This is a genomic window from Pseudomonas sp. GP01-A4 (genome assembly GCF_058780865.1).
Genome location: NZ_JBYSWF010000016.1, coordinates 43,419 through 60,373, shown reverse-complemented (window position 1 = coordinate 60,373; position 16,955 = coordinate 43,419). Strand labels below are relative to the sequence as shown.

The 16,955-nt window shown below is 60.0% G+C and carries 14 protein-coding genes and 1 tRNA gene; 5 read left to right on the top strand and 10 right to left on the bottom strand.

Annotated elements, in window-relative coordinates:
• Nucleotides 1–130 precede the first annotated feature (130 nt).
• Nucleotides 131–313 (top strand): type II toxin-antitoxin system HicA family toxin, encoded by a 183-nt coding sequence (locus tag AC3WKX_RS12190; protein ID WP_003211022.1) that lies wholly within the window; start codon nt 131–133, stop codon nt 311–313.
• A gap of 55 nt (nt 314–368) precedes the next feature.
• Nucleotides 369–770 (top strand): type II toxin-antitoxin system HicB family antitoxin, encoded by a 402-nt coding sequence (locus AC3WKX_RS12185; protein ID WP_003211020.1) that lies wholly within the window; start codon nt 369–371, stop codon nt 768–770.
• Nucleotides 771–859: 89 nt separating this feature from the next.
• On the opposite strand, the gene AC3WKX_RS12180 is transcribed toward AC3WKX_RS12185, so the two are convergent.
• The 6 genes from AC3WKX_RS12180 to rpsU form a co-directional block, all read right to left on the bottom strand.
• A complete protein-coding gene (locus AC3WKX_RS12180) occupies nt 860–1,372 on the bottom strand; it encodes a cupin domain-containing protein (protein WP_102604405.1) in 513 nt (170 codons plus the stop codon).
• A 145-nt stretch (nt 1,373–1,517) separates the two neighbouring features.
• Nucleotides 1,518–1,594: transfer RNA gene (locus AC3WKX_RS12175), tRNA-Ile, on the bottom strand.
• 15 nt (nt 1,595–1,609) lie between these two features.
• Complete coding sequence (locus AC3WKX_RS12170) at nt 1,610–5,353, bottom strand: bifunctional diguanylate cyclase/phosphodiesterase (RefSeq protein ID WP_102604406.1); 3,744 nt, start codon at nt 5,351–5,353, stop codon at nt 1,610–1,612.
• Between the two features lie 120 nt (nt 5,354–5,473).
• A complete protein-coding gene (gene rpoD / locus AC3WKX_RS12165) occupies nt 5,474–7,324 on the bottom strand; it encodes an RNA polymerase sigma factor RpoD (protein ID WP_003211014.1) in 1,851 nt (616 codons plus the stop codon).
• 67 nt (nt 7,325–7,391) lie between these two features.
• On the bottom strand, nt 7,392–9,353 hold the full coding sequence (gene dnaG, locus AC3WKX_RS12160; protein ID WP_003211012.1) for a DNA primase: 1,962 nt from the start codon (nt 9,351–9,353) through the stop codon (nt 7,392–7,394).
• 445 nt (nt 9,354–9,798) lie between these two features.
• Nucleotides 9,799–10,014: a 30S ribosomal protein S21 gene (gene rpsU, locus AC3WKX_RS12155; RefSeq protein WP_002551877.1), complete on the bottom strand. Its 216-nt coding sequence runs from the start codon at nt 10,012–10,014 to the stop codon at nt 9,799–9,801.
• 203 nt (nt 10,015–10,217) lie between these two features.
• On the opposite strand from rpsU, the gene tsaD reads away from it, so the two are divergent.
• Nucleotides 10,218–11,243 carry a tRNA (adenosine(37)-N6)-threonylcarbamoyltransferase complex transferase subunit TsaD gene (gene tsaD / locus AC3WKX_RS12150; protein ID WP_087694726.1) on the top strand — a complete coding sequence of 342 codons (1,026 nt, stop codon included), beginning with the start codon at nt 10,218–10,220 and terminating at the stop codon, nt 11,241–11,243.
• Nucleotides 11,244–11,276: 33 nt separating this feature from the next.
• Here the strand turns inward: tsaD and plsY are convergent, their stop codons facing one another.
• A complete protein-coding gene (plsY, locus tag AC3WKX_RS12145; protein ID WP_102604407.1) occupies nt 11,277–11,846 on the bottom strand; it encodes a glycerol-3-phosphate 1-O-acyltransferase PlsY in 570 nt (189 codons plus the stop codon).
• Nucleotides 11,847–11,920: 74 nt separating this feature from the next.
• On the opposite strand from plsY, the gene folB reads away from it, so the two are divergent.
• Nucleotides 11,921–12,274: a dihydroneopterin aldolase gene (folB, locus tag AC3WKX_RS12140; RefSeq protein WP_003211007.1), complete on the top strand. Its 354-nt coding sequence runs from the start codon at nt 11,921–11,923 to the stop codon at nt 12,272–12,274.
• The gene (gene folK, locus AC3WKX_RS12135) at nt 12,265–12,783 is read left to right on the top strand and encodes a 2-amino-4-hydroxy-6-hydroxymethyldihydropteridine diphosphokinase (RefSeq protein WP_102604408.1); all 519 of its coding nucleotides are present in this window, start codon (nt 12,265–12,267) and stop codon (nt 12,781–12,783) included. Before folB ends, folK begins: the two co-directional genes overlap by 10 nt.
• On the opposite strand, the gene AC3WKX_RS12130 is transcribed toward folK, so the two are convergent.
• The 3 genes from AC3WKX_RS12130 to AC3WKX_RS12120 all read right to left on the bottom strand — a co-directional run bounded on the left by AC3WKX_RS12130 (nt 12,753) and on the right by AC3WKX_RS12120 (nt 16,882).
• A complete protein-coding gene (locus AC3WKX_RS12130; protein WP_102604409.1) occupies nt 12,753–13,988 on the bottom strand; it encodes a multifunctional CCA addition/repair protein in 1,236 nt (411 codons plus the stop codon). The genes folK and AC3WKX_RS12130 overlap by 31 nt on opposite strands.
• A gap of 63 nt (nt 13,989–14,051) precedes the next feature.
• Nucleotides 14,052–15,614 (bottom strand): SpoVR family protein, encoded by a 1,563-nt coding sequence (locus AC3WKX_RS12125; protein WP_102370017.1) that lies wholly within the window; start codon nt 15,612–15,614, stop codon nt 14,052–14,054.
• Entirely contained in the window at nt 15,611–16,882 is a 1,272-nt protein-coding gene (locus AC3WKX_RS12120; protein WP_003211000.1) for a YeaH/YhbH family protein, read from the bottom strand. The genes AC3WKX_RS12125 and AC3WKX_RS12120 overlap by 4 nt, the downstream gene beginning before the upstream one ends.
• Nucleotides 16,883–16,955: the final 73 nt, after the last annotated feature.

The window sequence follows — 16,955 nt, the reverse complement described above, 5'->3', positions numbered from 1 at the left end:
GTAGTCATCATATTCTTCGCATGAGCCCGTTCAGAAATGAACGGGCTTTTTTCATTGGTGTGTCCTGTGTGTATAAAAGATGCTGCAGGATACCTTCGGTGTGTAAGATACACACTGTGGAGCGGGCGCGATGAGAAGCAGAGAGGTAATTGACTTGCTGATGGCGGATGGATGGTTTGAGGTGGCGGCGAAAGGCAGTCACCATCAATTCAAGCACTCAACCAAGCCCGGCCGGGTGACGGTTCCTCATCCTAAATCAGAGATAGCCAAGGGGACCTTGCACAGCATTTTGAAATCAGCAGGCCTGAAGTGATGACCGTAGGTTATGTGGTGAATGATCCCGCTGCGGCTCATTCAAAGGAGGAAAAATGAAATTTCCAGTGGTGATACACAAAGACGCTGATTCAGATTACAGCGTGACCGTCCCGGACGTGCCAGGTTGCTTTTCTGCGGGCACAACCTTTTCCGAAGCTCTGGATAATGTCCGCGAAGCTTTAGCGCTGCACCTCGAGGGATTGGTTGCTGATGAGGAGCGGCTTCCTCAGGCTAGAGAGGTCGACGTCCATTTGGAGAATCCGGACTTTGCGGGTGGCGTGTGGGCGGTGATCGACTTTGATCTCACTCCTTACCTGGGCAAGTCAGTCAGGTTCAACGCCTCACTGCCTGAGCAACTTTTGAATCGTATCGATGAGCGAGTGCAAAAAGACCATCGCTATGCCTCGCGCTCTGGGTTCCTGGCGACGGCGGCTTTGCGCGAACTTTCCGTTTGATAACGGGCCGGTAGAGCACGCAGTACAAAAAAGGCTTACGCCGCAAAGCGTAAGTCTTTCTTTTATTCGAGGAGGTGTGATCAGCGAGACTACGACCCCTTGCACACCTTCGCAGCGGCAGCATCGTTCGGGATAAATGAATCCGGCGCGCCCGGCTTCAGCACCACGTACCCTCGCCGCCACGGTTGATCGTCCACCAGATTCCAGCGGTGCCCGGTGCCGGTATTGTCTTCGGCGATCAGTACTTCACCCGGATGCAACGTGAACTTCTCACCGCCGCGTGTCACGAACGCCAGGGTGCCGGACAGCGTCATGACGTACTGTGGCTCCGGGTCGTTATGCCAGCTATACGAGGAATGCGCCGCCGTTTGCTTGAAGTGAATGGCGGTCACGTCATTGCGCATGCTCTGGTCGATGGTGCCTTCCAGTACGTGCGAATTGTTGTCGGCGCCGGTGCAGAGCTTGAATGCCTTGATGGAGTCAGTGGCGGCGGGGGCGGCTTGTGCGCCGCTCAAGGTGGCGAGGACTATTGCGACGGCGGCTGTGGCACGCATGCCCAGGCTGTGGATTGCGTTGCGCGGCGAGCGTTTTTGCTGATGCATGGAACAAGTTTCCCTCGTGCTGAATTGGCGTTGACTGGGAATCATGGTCAGCGCCGTAGTCGTTCGGGACAACTAACTAATGTTTCATTGCTGCACGACTCACGCGCCAGAAACGACAAAGCCGCGCAATGCGCGGCTTTCAAGATGGTGGGCCCAGTAGGACTCGAACCTACGACCAAGGGATTATGAGTCCCCTGCTCTAACCAACTGAGCTATAGGCCCTCAGTAGGCCGCGGATTATAGCGATGGTTTCTTCGCTGTGCCATCCGAAAAGTCCGAAACACTCATACGAAGGAACGTAGCGGCGAAAAGGTCCGGCGGCAGCGGCAGGCTGACGATATAGCCTTGCATCTGCTCACAACCTTCAGCCGCCAGAAACGCTTGCTGGGCCGGCGTTTCCACACCTTCGGCAATGATGGTGAATTGCATGCTGTGCCCCAGGGCAATAATGGCGCGCACGATCGCCGCATCGTGTGGGTCATCGGGCAGGCCACGGACGAAGGATTGGTCGATCTTCAGGAAGTCCAGCGGCAGGCGTTTCAGGTAGCTTAGGGACGAATAGCCGGTGCCGAAGTCATCAATGGCCAGTTGCACGCCTAGATGCTTGAGCTGGTGCAGCACCTCCAGCGCCTCTTCGGCCTGGCTCATGATGAAGTTTTCGGTGATCTCCAGTTGCAGGCAGCCAGGCTCCAGGCGGTTGTCCCGCAGCAGTTGCTCGATGCGCGCCAGCAGGTTGGGGTGGCGCAGTTGCGCGCCGGCGAGGTTGACGGACAGCGGGCCGAAGTCATCAAAAATTTCTCGCCAGTCGTGCATCTGTCGGCAGGCCTGCTCCAGTACCCAGTCGCCAATCTGCAGGATCATGCCGTTCTCTTCGGCCAGGGCAATGAAGTGCTCGGGCGGCACTTCGCCGAAGGTGGGGTGGCGCCAGCGAATCAGGGCTTCGGCGCCGATCAGTTGTTGGGTGTCGAGGCTGAGTTTCGGCTGGTAATAGAGAGACAATTCGTCGCGCTCGATCGCTCGGCGCAGTTCGTGTTCCAGGGCCACGCGTTCGTTGGCTTGCGCGGTGAGGTCCTGGGTGTAGCTTTCGACGCGGTTGCGGCCTTTGGCCTTGGAGCGGTACATGGCGGCGTCGGCGTTTTTGACCAGGGTGGCGACGTCGTTGCCGTCCCGTGGGTACAGGCTGGTGCCGATGCTGGCGCTGATGAAGAACTCATGCTCCCCCGCCTGGAACGGTGGGGTGAAGCAGGCCAGCAGCTTATTGGCCAGGTGTTCGGCGTCGCTGGCTTGTTGCAGGCCGGGCAGCAGGATGATGAATTCGTCACCGCCCAGGCGGGCGACGGTGTCGACGTCTCGCAGTTGGTCCTTGAGGCGAACGGCGATGTCCTTGAGCAGCAGGTCGCCAATCGGGTGGCCGAGGCTGTCGTTGATGTGTTTGAAACGGTCGAGGTCGAGGAACAGCACGGCGCCCTGGCTGCCGGTTTCCTGTTGGTTGTTGAGGGCGGCTTGCAGGCGGCTTTCAAACAGGGTGCGGTTGGGCAGGCCGGTCAGCGGGTCGTGGTGGGCCTGGTAATCGAGGCGCGCCTGGGCGTGCTTGAGGCTGGAGATGTCGGCAAACACGGCGACGAAGTGGGTGATCGACTCCTCGCGGTTGCGCACGGCGCTGATGGTCAGCCAGCTGGGGTACAGCTCGCCGCTCTTGCGCCGGTTGGAGATCTCGCCTTGCCAGTGGCCGTTGGCCGTCAGTTGGTGCCACATGGCCGCGTAGAAGGCGCTGTCGTGCAGGCCCGAGGCAAGCAGGCGCGGGGTTTGGCCAAGGGCCTCGGCTTCGCTGTAGCCGGTGATCTCGCTGAAGGCGCGGTTCACGGCGCTGATATTTTGTCGGGTGTCGGTGATCAGTACGCCTTCGGCCGTGCTCTCGAACACGGTGGCGGCCTGTTGCAGTTTTTCCTGCATCAGTTGGCGTTCGGTGATGTCCCGGGCGATGGTCAGCATGCAGTCGTCGTCGCCGATGGGCAGCGGGCGGCTGGAGACTTCACACAGGCGAATTTCGCCGTCGCTGCGGCGGATGTGGCAGACAAAGTCGCGGACAAATCCATCCCGTTGCAGCCGCTCCAGCATGTCTTTGCGTTCGTTCAGGTCGACCCAGATCCCGAGGTCCAGGGTTGACTGGTCCAGCGACATCACGCTGTTGAAGCCGGTAATTCGACTGAATCCTTCGTTGACCTCAATCAGCAAACCGTCGCTTTGGCGGGACAACAGCAGGCCGTCGGGAGAGGCATGAAAGGCCTTGGCGAATTTCTCTTCGGAGGTCTGCAGTCGCTGCTGGGTTTCTTTCAGCTGGGTGATGTCACGCACCACCACGACCAGGGCTTCGGTGGTATCCAGTTGAAAGGGTTCGGTGGAGATCAGTCCGGTGAAGGCCTGGCCGTTGCTGCGCAGGAAGGGCATTTCCAGGTTGCGGATGCTGGTGGTCTGTACCCGTTGCAGCAGGCCGGGGCCTACGCCCTGGATGCCCCAGATATTCAGTTCAGTGGCGGTTTTTCCTACGACTGCTTCGGCGCTCAGGCCGATCTGGTCTTCGAATGCCTTATTGACCTCCATCAGGCAGCCGTCCGACAGCCGGGCGATGACCAGGATGTCCGGGCATTGCTGGAACACAGAGGCGAATTTCTGTTCCGAAAGCTGCAACGCTTCCTCGGTGCGCTTGGCTTCGCTGATGTCGATCATCAGGCCGCGCAGCACGGGTTCGTGGCCGTGTTCGATCAGGCTGACGATGTCCCGCACCCACAGGCAGCGTCCATCGGCGGTGATCACCCGGTAGTCGACACTGTGGTCGCGGTTGGCCCGGGTTTCGGCGTAGCAATAGGATTCGGTGCGGGTCAGGTCCGCGGGGTGGATGATGTTGCGCCAGAAGCCCGGGATCAGCCAGTGGGCACGGGGGTAACCCAGCAGTTCCTCGGCGTGGGGCGACACGTAGCTGTAGGTGAAATCGCTGATGCTGGCTTCCCAGGCGATCGCGGAAAGGCTCTCCACCAGGCCGCGATAGTGGTATTCGCTGCTGCGCAGTTCCTGTTCGAGGGCGACCCGGCGGGAAATTTCCGAGCTGAGCCGGCGATTGATCCGAATAACCACGGCCAGCACGATGCTCAGCAACAGCACGGCAGGCAACCCGTAGAGCAGCACATCCGTCCAGAGCGTGCGGTGGTCGATGACGTTGCCGACCCAGCGCTGCTGGATGGCCTCGGTCTCAGACGGGCTGATGTCGGCCAGGACTTTATCGAGGATGCCCACCAGCATCTTGTCGTCCTTGGGTACGCCCATGGCCAACTGATAGCGGTAAGGCGTTTCGCCGCTGATGTACAGGCCTTCCAGCTTGAGTTGGCGCAGGCTCCACACGCTGGACGCCAGATCGCCCACTACGGCGTCGACCTTGTCGGTGGCCAGGGCCTGCAGCGTAGCGCTGACATTGGGCATGGCCACCAGGTTGAGGTCCGGGTGGTGAGTGCGCAGCAGTTCATGGGGCGCGTAGTTTTCCACCACGGCCACCTTCAACCCGTACAGGTCTTTGAGGCTGCGTGGTTGCGGGCCGCCTTCGTGGGCGAGGATGACGATGGGGAAGTCGAGATAAGGCCGGGTAAACGACAGGAAACCCTGGCGTTCCGGTGTGGACATGATGCCCGGCAGCAGGTCGAGCTGGTTGTTGCGGGCCTGTTCCAGCACGGCGCTCCAGTTCACCGGCTCGATCAGTTTGATCCTGACGCCAAGGCGATCCTGCATCAGCCGCACATAATCAGCGGCCAGGCCCTGGTAGCGACCGTCTTCATCGCGGTATTCAAAGGGTGGCCAAGAGGCGTCGACGCCCAGGCGCAACTCTTGGTGGTCCGCCAGCCAGCCACGCTCTTCATCGGTGAGAGTCAACGCGCCAGCCGTTGCGGTCCAGGTCAGCAGCGACAGCAGTAACACGGTCGGCAATCTGGGCATAACGGTCTCGTTATGGCACGGGGAATGTTTCGAGTGTAGACGGGCATTGCGGGGGAGGGGAGGCAGCGAGGATTTAATCTGTAGAAGCAAAAACCCCGGCCTGGGCCGGGGTTTTTGTGATCACTCGTCGAGGAAGGAGCGCAAATGCTCGCTTCTCGTCGGGTGGCGCAGCTTGCGCAGCGCCTTGGCTTCGATCTGACGAATCCGCTCGCGGGTAACGTCGAACTGCTTACCAACCTCCTCAAGGGTGTGGTCGGTATTCATGTCGATGCCGAAGCGCATGCGCAGTACCTTGGCTTCACGGGCAGTGAGGCCGGACAGTACGTCGCGAGTCGCTTCTTTCAGGCTCTCAACGGTAGCAACATCGATTGGCGACTGCATGGTCGAGTCTTCGATGAAGTCACCCAGATGGGAGTCTTCGTCATCACCGATCGGGGTTTCCATGGAGATCGGCTCTTTAGCGATCTTCAATACCTTGCGGATTTTATCCTCAGGCATTTCCATGCGTTCGCCCAACTCTTCCGGGGTCGGTTCGCGACCCATTTCCTGCAACATCTGCCGGGAAATACGGTTGAGCTTGTTGATCGTCTCGATCATGTGCACCGGAATACGGATGGTGCGGGCCTGGTCGGCGATCGAGCGAGTGATCGCCTGACGGATCCACCAGGTGGCATAAGTCGAGAACTTGTAGCCGCGACGGTATTCGAACTTGTCCACCGCTTTCATCAAGCCGATGTTGCCTTCCTGGATCAGATCGAGGAATTGCAGGCCACGGTTGGTGTACTTCTTGGCGATGGAGATCACCAGACGCAAGTTCGCTTCAACCATCTCTTTCTTCGCGCGACGGGCCTTGGCCTCACCGATCGACATGCGACGGTTGATGTCCTTGATCTCGGCAATCGTCAGACCGGTTTCGGTCTGCAATGCAGTCAGCTTCTGCTGGCAACGAACGATGTCGGCCTGGAAGCGACCAATGGCTTCAGCGTATTTGCTTTTGCCTTTGGCCAGTGCGTCGGTCCAGCTTTCGTCGACTTCGTTGCCCGGGAACTGGCGCAGGAAGTCGGCACGCGGCATGCGCGCATCACGGACACAGAGCTGCATGATCGCACGCTCTTGTGCACGCAGACGCTCAAGGGCGCTACGAACCCGCTCAACCAGGCCTTCGAATTGCTTCGGTACCAGTTTGATCGGCATGAAGAGTTCAGCCAGGGCCAGCAATTCAGCAGTTGCCTGCTTGCTGCCGCGACCGTGCTTCTTCAGGGCCTTGCGAGCCAGTTCCATCTGATCGGAGACCGCGCCAAAGCGCTGCGCTGCGATGATCGGATCCGGACCGCTTTCGACTTCTTCTTCGTCATCAGTGCTGGCTTCAGCTTCGTCGTCGTCGGTGTCGTCGTCTGCTTTCGCAGCCTTGGCATCGATCGGTGGCGGAATTTCAGCCGCAGGTGGCGCAATGCCGTCGTCCGGGTCGATATAACCGCTCAGGACGTCGGACAGGCGGCCACCTTCGGTGGTGACGCGAGTGTACTCGGAGAGAATGTGGTCAACCGTGCCTGGGAAGTGCGCGATTGCGCCCATCACTTCACGGATGCCCTCTTCGATACGCTTGGCGATTTCGATTTCGCCTTCACGTGTCAGCAGCTCTACCGTACCCATTTCGCGCATATACATGCGCACAGGGTCAGTCGTGCGACCGATGTCGGTCTCGACCGCTGCCAACGCGGCGGCTGCTTCTTCAGCGGCTGCCTCGTCGGTATCGGCGTCGGCCAACATAAGGGCGTCCGCATCCGGAGCACTCTCGTGTACGGGGATCCCCATGTCATTAATCATGCGGATGATGTCTTCCACCTGCTCTGGATCTGAAATATCCTCAGGCAGGTGGTCGTTGACCTCTGCGTAAGTCAGATACTTCTGCTCACGACCAAGGGTGATCAACTCTTTGATACGAGACTGCTGTTGCGCTTTTCCGGACATAACACCCTATCCACTGAAGGTCTTGGCGGGCAAAAAACAAGCCGAGGATTATACCCGAGCTATGACCTCACACGCCAGCTGAGGTCGGGTTTGATGCGGAAACATTGCGACTTAAAAGGTCGCGCAGTTGATTTTTCTCTTCGGCGGTCAATTCACTCTGACGCGCTTTTCGAAGAAGTTGTTCCAGGTTTCGCTCGCGTTGACGAGCTACCAAGCTAGTAATGGTGTCGAAAAACTGTTGTTCAAGGTTATCGCCATCAATCAGCCATTCCTTTTCTGCCAATGCCTTCAGCAAACGGCCCTGTTCGGTGCCGTGCCAGCGTGCAATCAGCTGGAATGAGTTTAGCTTAGGATTCTTCTGTACGGCTTCGAGCAGGGCCACCAACAGTTGCGTATTGGTGTGGTCTTCGGCCGCAAAGTGCCCCGCATCCTCGACTTTTTGTGCCAGTTGCGGGTGGTGCAAAAGTGTACGCAGGGCTGCCATGGTGGGCGGCTCTACTGCTGCTGGGACGCGTGGGCCGCGCGGTTCGTCACGGTCACCGCCACGTTTGCCGTTTTTGTCCCAGGGTTTCTTGTCCCACTTCTTGCCGCCGGCGCCGGGTTTCTTCGGTGTCCACTCCTGCTGGGGCGTGTAGGCCTCCTGCGGTTGGTGGAAGTCGGAATAGTCCGGCATGGCGTCGTAATCCATGCCCGGGTCGTAGGCCGGCGGCGCCTCTTGCGGCGCGCTGCGGGCCAGCTGGCTGACGGCCTCGCCACTCAAGCCGGTGATTTCCAGCAGGCGCTGGCGCATCAGGGTGCGCAGGTTGGCGCCCGGAACCTTGTCGATCAGCGGGGCCGCGAGGGTGACCATGTGGGCCTTGCCTTCGAGGGAGCGCGGGTCGGACTCTTCGGTCAGTTGCTGGAAAAAGTAATCGGCCAGCGGTTGTGCGTGTTGGTTGATGCGCGCGCGGAACGCGTCGGTGCCTTCGGAGCGGACCAGGGTGTCCGGGTCTTCGCCTTCGGGCAGGAACAGGAAGCGTGCGCGCCGCCCGTCCTGCAGGCTCGACAGGGTCGACTCAAGGGCACGCCACGCTGCGTTGCGGCCGGCCTGGTCGCCGTCGAAGCAAAACAGTACGTTGGGCACCACGCGAAACAGGCGCTTCAAGTGCTCTTCGCTGGTCGCGGTGCCCAGGGTCGCCACGGCGTTGCGCAAACCTTGCTGGGCCAGGGCAATCACGTCCATATAGCCTTCAACCACGATGATTTCGTCGAGGTTGCGATTGTTCTTGCGCGCTTCAAACAGGCCGTAGAGTTCCTGGCCTTTATGAAACACCGGGGTTTCCGGTGAGTTCAGGTATTTGGGCTTGTCGTCCCCCAGCACCCGGCCGCCGAACGCGATGATGCGGCCGCGGCTGTCGCGGATCGGGAACATCACGCGGTCGCGGAAGCGGTCATAACGCTTGCCGGTCTCGGCGTTTTCCACCAACAGGCCGGCGTCGATCATGGCTTTTTGCTGCAGGGTGTCGCTGCTCAGGTGCTTGTACAGGTTGTCCCAGCCCGGCGGGGCGAAGCCGAGGCCGAAGTCGCGGGCGATTTCACCGGTCAGGCCGCGGCCCTTGAGGTAATCGACGGCGGCTTTGCGCTGCGGGTGGCTTTTCAGTGCCTGGCGGTAAAAGTCGGCAGCAGCGGTAAGCAGCGGGTACAGCGGCGAATCGGTGGGTTGCCGCGGTTTGTGCGGGCGGCCACTTTCTTCGCGGGGGATTTCCATGCCGGCGGCTTTCGCCAGTTCCTCGACGGCCTGGGGGAAGTCCAGGTTGTCGTGGTCCATGATGAAGCCGAGGGCGTTGCCGCCAGCGCCGCAGCCGAAGCAGTAGTAGAACTGCTTGTCGGGGCTGACGCTGAACGACGGAGTCTTTTCCTTGTGGAACGGGCAGCAGGCGGTGTAGTTCTTGCCGGCCTTTTTCATCTGCAGGCGCGAGCTGACAACATCGACGATGTCGGTGCGGTTCAGAAGGTCGTCAATAAAGCTCTGGGGAATTAGCCCGGCCATGGCGTTCTCGTCATCACTGCGTGTAAAAGAGGGCCCGCAAAGTGCTCAAGGCGCGCGTGTTGTGCGGCTCGATCTACTGTCGTCTGCTTGGTCTGTCAGGAAGTGTATCTGCCGAACATTCACTGACGTTAGTTCCGATCAGTGCCCGGCGTAGAAATGTTGCCCGGGAGTCCGGTCTTGGCCATGTGGGGGCCTCGGAAGCTCATCGGTGGGCGCAGCCGACCTGTTGATCGCCTGTTAAAAAATAAGTGTGCTCGTCAGTAGCCTTGTTAGGCTCGTCAGAAGAGACGTGCACCGCTGGCAAAAGAGCCAGTCCTGACGTGTGAAGCAGTTCGTTTCAGTCGCGTGTGCGGCGTCAACGGTGAAGCATCAAGCGATATCCGCAAATGCCAACAGCCCGGCTGAGGGCCGGGCTTGGCAGAAGCTTGCTACGAACGTCTGTGTATTAGTACAGACGAACGGCGCGGCGCTGCTCGCGCTGAACTTTCTTGGCGTGACGCTTAACAGCGGCTGCTGCTTTACGCTTACGCTCAGAAGTTGGCTTCTCGTAAAATTCGCGGCTACGAACTTCAGCCAGAACACCGGCTTTTTCGCAGGAGCGCTTGAAACGACGCAGAGCTACGTCGAAGGGTTCGTTCTCTTTTACTTTGACGGCTGGCATCCAGAGCTACCTTCTTTCATTACCGGGAATCAACGTTCTCGTCGCAAAAAATTCGCGGCTGAGGTCGTCGGTTTTTAAGGGTTGCGGATGTTAACCCCTCATTGCCCGGAATGCAAAGCCTCTGATCGAAAACCGCTAGTCGGGAGGGGGAGTGGCGACTATTATGCGCGCCTTCGAATTCAGCCTCTACAAGGCGCAAACCCATGCTAGTTCTGGGATTAGAAACCTCGTGCGACGAAACCGGTGTCGCACTTTACGACAGTGAACGCGGGCTTTTGGCCGACGCACTGTTCAGTCAGATCGACCTGCATCGCGCCTATGGCGGCGTGGTGCCGGAGCTGGCCAGCCGTGATCATGTGAAACGCATGCTGCCATTGATTCGCCAGGTGCTGGACGAGGCCGGCTGCGTGCCGACCGAGATCGACGCCATTGCCTATACCGCAGGCCCCGGATTGGTCGGAGCCCTGCTGGTTGGGGCCTCTTGCGCCCAGGCGCTGGCATTTGCCTGGGGCATTCCGGCCCTTGGTGTGCACCACATGGAAGGCCATTTACTGGCACCGATGCTGGAAGAAAACCCGCCAGCGTTCCCGTTCGTCGCTTTGTTGGTTTCAGGCGGCCATACGCAGCTGGTTCAGGTCGATGGAATCGGTCAATACACGCTGCTGGGCGAAAGCCTGGACGACGCTGCCGGTGAAGCTTTCGACAAGACTGCGAAGATGATGGGCCTTAATTATCCGGGCGGCCCGGAAATCGCCCGCTTGGCAGAAAAAGGCGTTCCGGGGCGCTATACCTTCCCGCGCCCGATGTGCGATCGCCCTGGCCTGATGTTCAGTTTCAGCGGCCTGAAAACCTCTGCCCTGAACACCTGGCAGCAGAGCGTCAGCGCCGGAGACGACAGTGAGCAAGCCCGTTGCGACATCTCGCTGGCGTTCCAGCAGGCCGTGGTGGAGACTTTGACCATCAAGTGCAAGCGGGCCCTGAAGCAGGCGGGCATGAAGCGCCTGGTGATCGCGGGCGGCGTCAGCGCGAACAAGGCGCTGCGCAGCTCCCTGGAGAAAATGCTCGGCGACATGAAGGGCGACGTGTTTTATGCGCGTCCCGAATTCTGCACCGACAACGGCGCGATGATCGCCTATGCCGGTTGCCAGCGTTTGCAGGCCGGGCAGCATGAAAGCCTGGCAATCAGCGTGCAGGCGCGCTGGCCGATGGAGCAGTTGCCGCCGCTGTAACGGGCGAACGTGAGCCGGGTTCACCGGGCGTATTTAAAAATGCCGTTCGCGCCCGGCAAACAGGTCGCGTAAATTGCCCCGGTGGCGCCAGACGATCAGCAGCGTGAGCACGCTCATCGGCACCAGCGCCTCCGGTTCCTGCCACGCCAGCAACGGCAGGGTCAGGGGCGTGGCGATGAGGGCGGCCAGCGAGCTGGTGCGTGTCAGGTAGAGCGTCAGCAGCCAGGCCAGGATGGCCAGCAGCGCCGCCGGTGGGTAGATCCCCAGCAGCATGCCGGCCGCCGTCGCAACGCCTTTGCCGCCGCGAAAGCGAAAGTACAGCGGGAACAGGTGGCCGAGCACCGCGCAGACGCCGATCCAGGCTTGCTGTTGCAGCGACAGCCCGGCGAGATCGGCGATCAGCACCGGCAGCAGGCCCTTGCAGACGTCGCCGAACAGCGTGAGTACGGCGAGTTTCTTGCCGGCCAGGCGCAACATATTGGTGGCGCCGGCATTGCCTGAGCCACTCATTCGCGGGTCGGGATTTCCCGTCAGGCGGCTGAGCAAAATGGCGAAGGACAGCGAGCCGAGCAGGTAGGCGAGAGTCGCCAGTAACCAAAACATGCTAACTATTCCGGGCGAGGACGCCCTGATTCTAACGGGGCATCGCGCCCTTGTCGTGCAGCGGAGAAGAGTGCTTGGACAGAGTGTTTATCGAAGGCCTGGAAGTCGACACCGTGATCGGGGCCTACGACTGGGAGCGCGGTATCCGGCAATGCCTGCGTCTGGACCTGAGCTTCGCCTGGGATAACCGCCCGGCCGCTGCCGGTGATGACCTGACTTTGGCGCTGGATTACGCCAGCGTGTCCGCACGGATCCAGGCCTTTGCCGAGCAGGCACAATTCCAGCTGGTGGAAACCTTCGCCGAGCGCCTGGCTGAAGTGTTGATGAGTGAGTTCCAGATTCCCTGGCTGCACCTCAAACTGACCAAGCCCGGCGCCGTACCGGCCGCCAAGGGTGTGGGCGTGGAGATCGAGCGCGGATGTCGCTAACTCAGGTTTACCTTGGTCTTGGCAGTAACATCGAGCGTGAGGCCCATTTGCACGCTGGCCTTGATGCGCTGGCGGGTTTCCTGACGCAGATGCGCTGTTCGCCGGTGTTTGAAAGCCAGCCTGTGGGCATAAAGAGCGGGCCATTCTTCAATCTGGTGGTGTCGGCGTATACCGACCTGCCGTTGATGGAGCTGGACCGCCGGCTGAAATTCATCGAGGCCGACAATGGCCGCTACGCCCCGGATCGCAAGGGCTTGCCGCTGGACATCGACGTGCTGCTGTATGGCGAGCTGGTGGGTAACTTCGATGGCCTGATCCTGCCCCGGGCCGAAATCCTGAAGAACGCGTTTGTGCTGTGGCCGCTGTCGTTGATGGCGCCGCGGCGTGTGCATCCTGAGGTGGGCAAGTCATTTGCCGCGCTGTGGCAGGATGCACACATTGACCAGGTACTGGCGCCGGTCGCGTTCGAATGGCGGGATCAGCCGTTGACGCCGGACTCGCTCTTGTAGGCTTTTAGCGCCTTGAGCCGTTCGCGTTTCAGCGCTTCGCCCAGTTCGGGACCTTTGTAGCCTTGTTCCAGTAGCGGCGCGACGGCCACACCTCTGGCCGCCAGCGCCGCACCGCGCAAATAATCGGCTTGTGGATAACTTCTCTGCTCAAGGCCCTTGCGCCCGCGGGCGTCCATCTCGCATGCCACCACAAACTCTTCAAAGCGTTGCGGGCGACGGTAAACGTCGAAGCTTTGCAGCAACTCCAGCAATGTCGAGGGCCTCAGCTCCAGTGCGCGGTGGCCGTGGGTGTGATATTCGCCCACCAGCAACGCCAACTCCTGGCAATCCCTTGGCACCTTGAAGCGTTCGTTCATCGCCTTGATCAGCTTCACGCCGCGTTGCTCATGAGCGATGTGCTGCGGCAACTTATCCACAGGCGTGAGCCCCTTGCCCAGATCGTGCAGCAGGCACGCCCAGCGGACGGTCAACGGTTGGGCATGGATGGCTGCCTGTTCCAGCACGCTCAATGTGTGCACGCCGGTATCGATTTCGGGGTGATGGGCCTCGGGTTGCGGCACGCCAAACAGTGCGTCGATTTCCGGCATCAGGGTTTTCAGGGCGCCGCAATCGCGCAGCACCTGGATAAACACCTGTGGCTGGTTTTCCATCAATGCGCGGGAAATCTCCTTCCAGCTGCGTTCGGGCGTCAAGGCTTCCAGTTCGCCCGACTCGCTGAGTTCGCGCATCAGTTCCAGGGTTTCGGGCGCTACCGTAAAGCCGAGGCCGGCATAGCGCGCGGCAAAGCGGGCAACGCGCAGGACACGCAGTGGATCTTCGGCAAACGCCGGGGAAACGTGACGCAGAATGCGTGCGTCCAGATCCTGCTGGCCGTGATAAGGGTCGGTCAGGTTGCCCGCGTCATCCTCGGCCATGGCGTTGATGGTCAGGTCGCGGCGGATCAGGTCTTCTTCCAAGGTAACGTCGGGGCTGGCGTGAAACACAAAGCCGCCATAACCCCGGCCGCTCTTGCGCTCCGTGCGGGCGAGGGCGTACTCGTCACCATTTTTCGGGTCAAGAAATACCGGGAAGTCCGACCCCACAGGCTTGTAGCCCAGGGCGAGCATTTCTTCAGTGGTAGCGCCGACTACGACACGGTCGATATCGGTAACGGGGATGCCCAGCAGGCGATCACGTACCGCACCACCGACTTTGTAGATTTGCATGAAAAAGCCTCCATTAGCGGCACAGGATAACGCCTGCGGCCCGCCAATGGAGGCTTTGCCGTTTCACAGATGCACGACTGCCAGGTCCAGGCGGCCGTAATCGTTGTCGCTGTGCTCGTTACGCGGCGGAACGTGGTGGGTTTTCATCACCTGGTCGCCTTGCAGCGTCTCCAGGTGGATATCGAACCCCCACAGCCGGTGCAGGTGCTTGAGAACCTCCTCAGTGGACTCTCCCAGCGGTTTGCGGTCGTGCTGCTGGTGGCGCAGGGTCAGCGAGCGGTCGCCGCGTACGTCGATGCTGTAGATCTGCACATTGGGTTCGCGGTTGCCCAGGTTGTACTGCGCCGCGAGGGTTTCGCGGATGGTGCGGTAACCCGGCTCGTCATGAATGGCGGGCACCAGCAAATCGTCCTTGAGGTCGTCGTCCATGATGCTGAACAGCTTGAGGTCTCGAATCACCTGGGGGGACAGGTACTGCAGGATGAAGCTCTCATCCTTGAAGCTGCTCATGGCGAACTTGATGGTCGACAGCCAATCGCTGCCGGCAATCTCCGGGAACCAGCGGCGGTCTTCTTCGGTAGGGTGCTCGCACATGCGCCGGATATCGCGGTACATCGCAAAGCCCAATGCATACGGGTTGATACCGCTGTAGTAGGGGCTGTCGAAGCCCGGCTGGAAGACCACGCTGGTGTGGGACGTCAGGAACTCCATCATGAAACCGTCGGTGACCAGGCCTTCGTCATACAGGTCGTTCATCAGGGTGTAGTGCCAGAACGTGGCCCAGCCTTCGTTCATCACCTGGGTCTGGCGTTGTGGGTAGAAGTACTGGGCAATCTTGCGCACGATCCGCACGATTTCCCGCTGCCAGGGCTCCAGCAATGGCGCGTGCTTTTCGATGAAATACAGGATGTTTTCCTGAGGTTCGGCGGGGAAGCGCGCATTGTCCTTGTCGTTGTTCTTGCCGGCGCGTTTGGGAATGGTGCGCCACAGGTCGTTGATCTGCTTTTGCAGATGCTCTTCACGGTCCTTCTGGCGCAGCCGTTCTTCTTCGGCGGAAATCGGATACGGGCGTTTGTAGCGGTCGACGCCGTAGTTCATCAGGGCATGGCAGGAGTCCAGCAGGTCTTCCACCGCGTCGATGCCGTGGCGCTCCTCACACTGCATGATGTACTGCTTGGCGAATACCAGGTAATCGATGATCGAGCTGGCATCGGTCCAGGTGCGGAACAGGTAGTTACCCTTGAAGAAGCTGTTATGCCCGTAGCACGCGTGGGCCACCACCAGCGCCTGCATGCAGATGGTGTTTTCTTCCATCAGGTAGGCGATGCACGGGTCGGAGTTGATGACGATTTCGTAGGCCAGGCCCATCTGGCCGCGGGTGTAGGACTTTTCAGTGCTGAGGAAGTGTTTGCCGTAGGACCAGTGGTGATAGCCCAGGGGCATGCCCACGGACGCATAGGCATCCATCATCTGTTCGGCGGTGATCACTTCGATCTGGTTGGGGTAGGTATCCAGGGCATAACCCGCCGCGATGCGGCTGATTTCCCGGTCATAGGCCTGGATCAGTTCGAAGGTCCATTCGGACCCCGTGGATATGGGTTGGCGCTTATGCTCTTTGGCGGTCATGTCACTAACCTGCGCTGGAAGAGTTCACGGAAGACCGGATAGATATCGCCGGCCGAGACCAATTGTTGCTGGGCGAAGGTGTCAGCGAAGGCTTCGCTGATGCGCTCGTATTCGAACCACAGGGCCTGATGCTCGCGCGGGGTGATTTCGACGTAGGTGTAGTACTGCACGAACGGCATGATCTGGTTGATCAGGATGTCGCGGCAGATCGGCGAGTCGTCGTTCCAGTTGTCGCCGTCGGAAGCCTGGGCGGCGTAGATGTTCCACTCGTTGGCCGGATAGCGTTCGGCCATGATTTCCTGCATCAGCTTCAAGGCGCTGGAGACGATGGTGCCGCCGGTTTCCCGCGAGTAGAAGAATTCCTCCTCGTCGACTTCCCTGGCGCTGGTGTGATGGCGGATGAACACCACATCGATCTTGTCGTAGTTACGCTTGAGAAACAGGTACAGCAGGATGAAGAAGCGCTTGGCGATGTCCTTGGTCGCCTGGGTCATGGAGCCGGACACGTCCATCAGGCAGAACATCACCGCCTTGGAACTGGGGTTGGGTTGCTTGACCAGCAGGTTGTACTTCAGGTCGAAGGTGTCGAGAAACGGCACGCGATGGATTCGCGCGCTGAGTTTGGCGATTTCGGCTTCAATTTCCTGGATATCGCCGAAGTTGTCCGGCTCTTCGCGTTTCAGGCGTTCCAGTTCCGCCTTGGCATCCCGCAGTTTTGCCCGGCTGCTGCCAGACAAGGCGATACGTCGCGCATGGGCCGAGCGCAGGGTGCGGATGATGTTGATCCGTGACGGGTTGCCTTCGTTGCTGATCCCGGCACGCACGGTCTTGAAGGTGTCGGTACCGGTCAGGTTGCGTTTGACCAGGTTGGGCAGTTCCAGGTCTTCGAACATGAACTCCAGGAACTCTTCCTGGGTGATCTGGAACACGAACTCATCCATGCCTTCGCCGGAGTTACCGGCCTTGCCCGGGCCTTTGCCGCCCGCGCCGCCCTGGGGCCGCTGGATATGTTCGCCGCTGGTGAATTCCTTGTTGCCGGGATGCACGACGGTCTGTTTGCCGCCCCGGCCGTGGTGCAGCACCGGTTCATCGATGTCCCGTCCGGGGATGCTGATCTGTTCGCCATGCTCCATATCGGTGATGGAACGGCGGCTGACGGCCTCTTCGACGGCCTTTTTGATGTGGTCACGGTAACGCCGCAGGAACCGCTGGCGGTTTACCGTGCTCTTGTTCTTGCCATTGAGACGTCGGTCGATCACATAGCTCATGCAGGAGCCCTCCGGGCAGCTTCAAGTTACAAGCTTCAAGCGGCAAGCTGGAAGCTTAAAGACAAGCGGTCGA

Excerpts from the sequence above, each read along its gene's own strand:
- AC3WKX_RS12190 (WP_003211022.1), top strand. The coding sequence starts at position 131 with ATGAGAAGCAGAGAGGTAATTGACTTGCTGATGGCGGATGGATGGTTT.
- AC3WKX_RS12185 (WP_003211020.1), top strand. The coding sequence starts at position 369 with ATGAAATTTCCAGTGGTGATACACAAAGACGCTGATTCAGATTACAGC.
- AC3WKX_RS12180 (WP_102604405.1), bottom strand. The coding sequence starts at position 1,372 with ATGCATCAGCAAAAACGCTCGCCGCGCAACGCAATCCACAGCCTGGGC.
- AC3WKX_RS12170 (WP_102604406.1), bottom strand. The coding sequence starts at position 5,353 with ATGCCCAGATTGCCGACCGTGTTACTGCTGTCGCTGCTGACCTGGACC.
- rpoD (WP_003211014.1), bottom strand. The coding sequence starts at position 7,324 with ATGTCCGGAAAAGCGCAACAGCAGTCTCGTATCAAAGAGTTGATCACC.
- dnaG (WP_003211012.1), bottom strand. The coding sequence starts at position 9,353 with ATGGCCGGGCTAATTCCCCAGAGCTTTATTGACGACCTTCTGAACCGC.
- rpsU (WP_002551877.1), bottom strand. The coding sequence starts at position 10,014 with ATGCCAGCCGTCAAAGTAAAAGAGAACGAACCCTTCGACGTAGCTCTG.
- tsaD (WP_087694726.1), top strand. The coding sequence starts at position 10,218 with ATGCTAGTTCTGGGATTAGAAACCTCGTGCGACGAAACCGGTGTCGCA.
- plsY (WP_102604407.1), bottom strand. The coding sequence starts at position 11,846 with ATGTTTTGGTTACTGGCGACTCTCGCCTACCTGCTCGGCTCGCTGTCC.
- folK (WP_102604408.1), top strand. The coding sequence starts at position 12,265 with ATGTCGCTAACTCAGGTTTACCTTGGTCTTGGCAGTAACATCGAGCGT.
- AC3WKX_RS12130 (WP_102604409.1), bottom strand. The coding sequence starts at position 13,988 with ATGCAAATCTACAAAGTCGGTGGTGCGGTACGTGATCGCCTGCTGGGC.
- AC3WKX_RS12125 (WP_102370017.1), bottom strand. The coding sequence starts at position 15,614 with ATGACCGCCAAAGAGCATAAGCGCCAACCCATATCCACGGGGTCCGAA.
- AC3WKX_RS12120 (WP_003211000.1), bottom strand. The coding sequence starts at position 16,882 with ATGAGCTATGTGATCGACCGACGTCTCAATGGCAAGAACAAGAGCACG.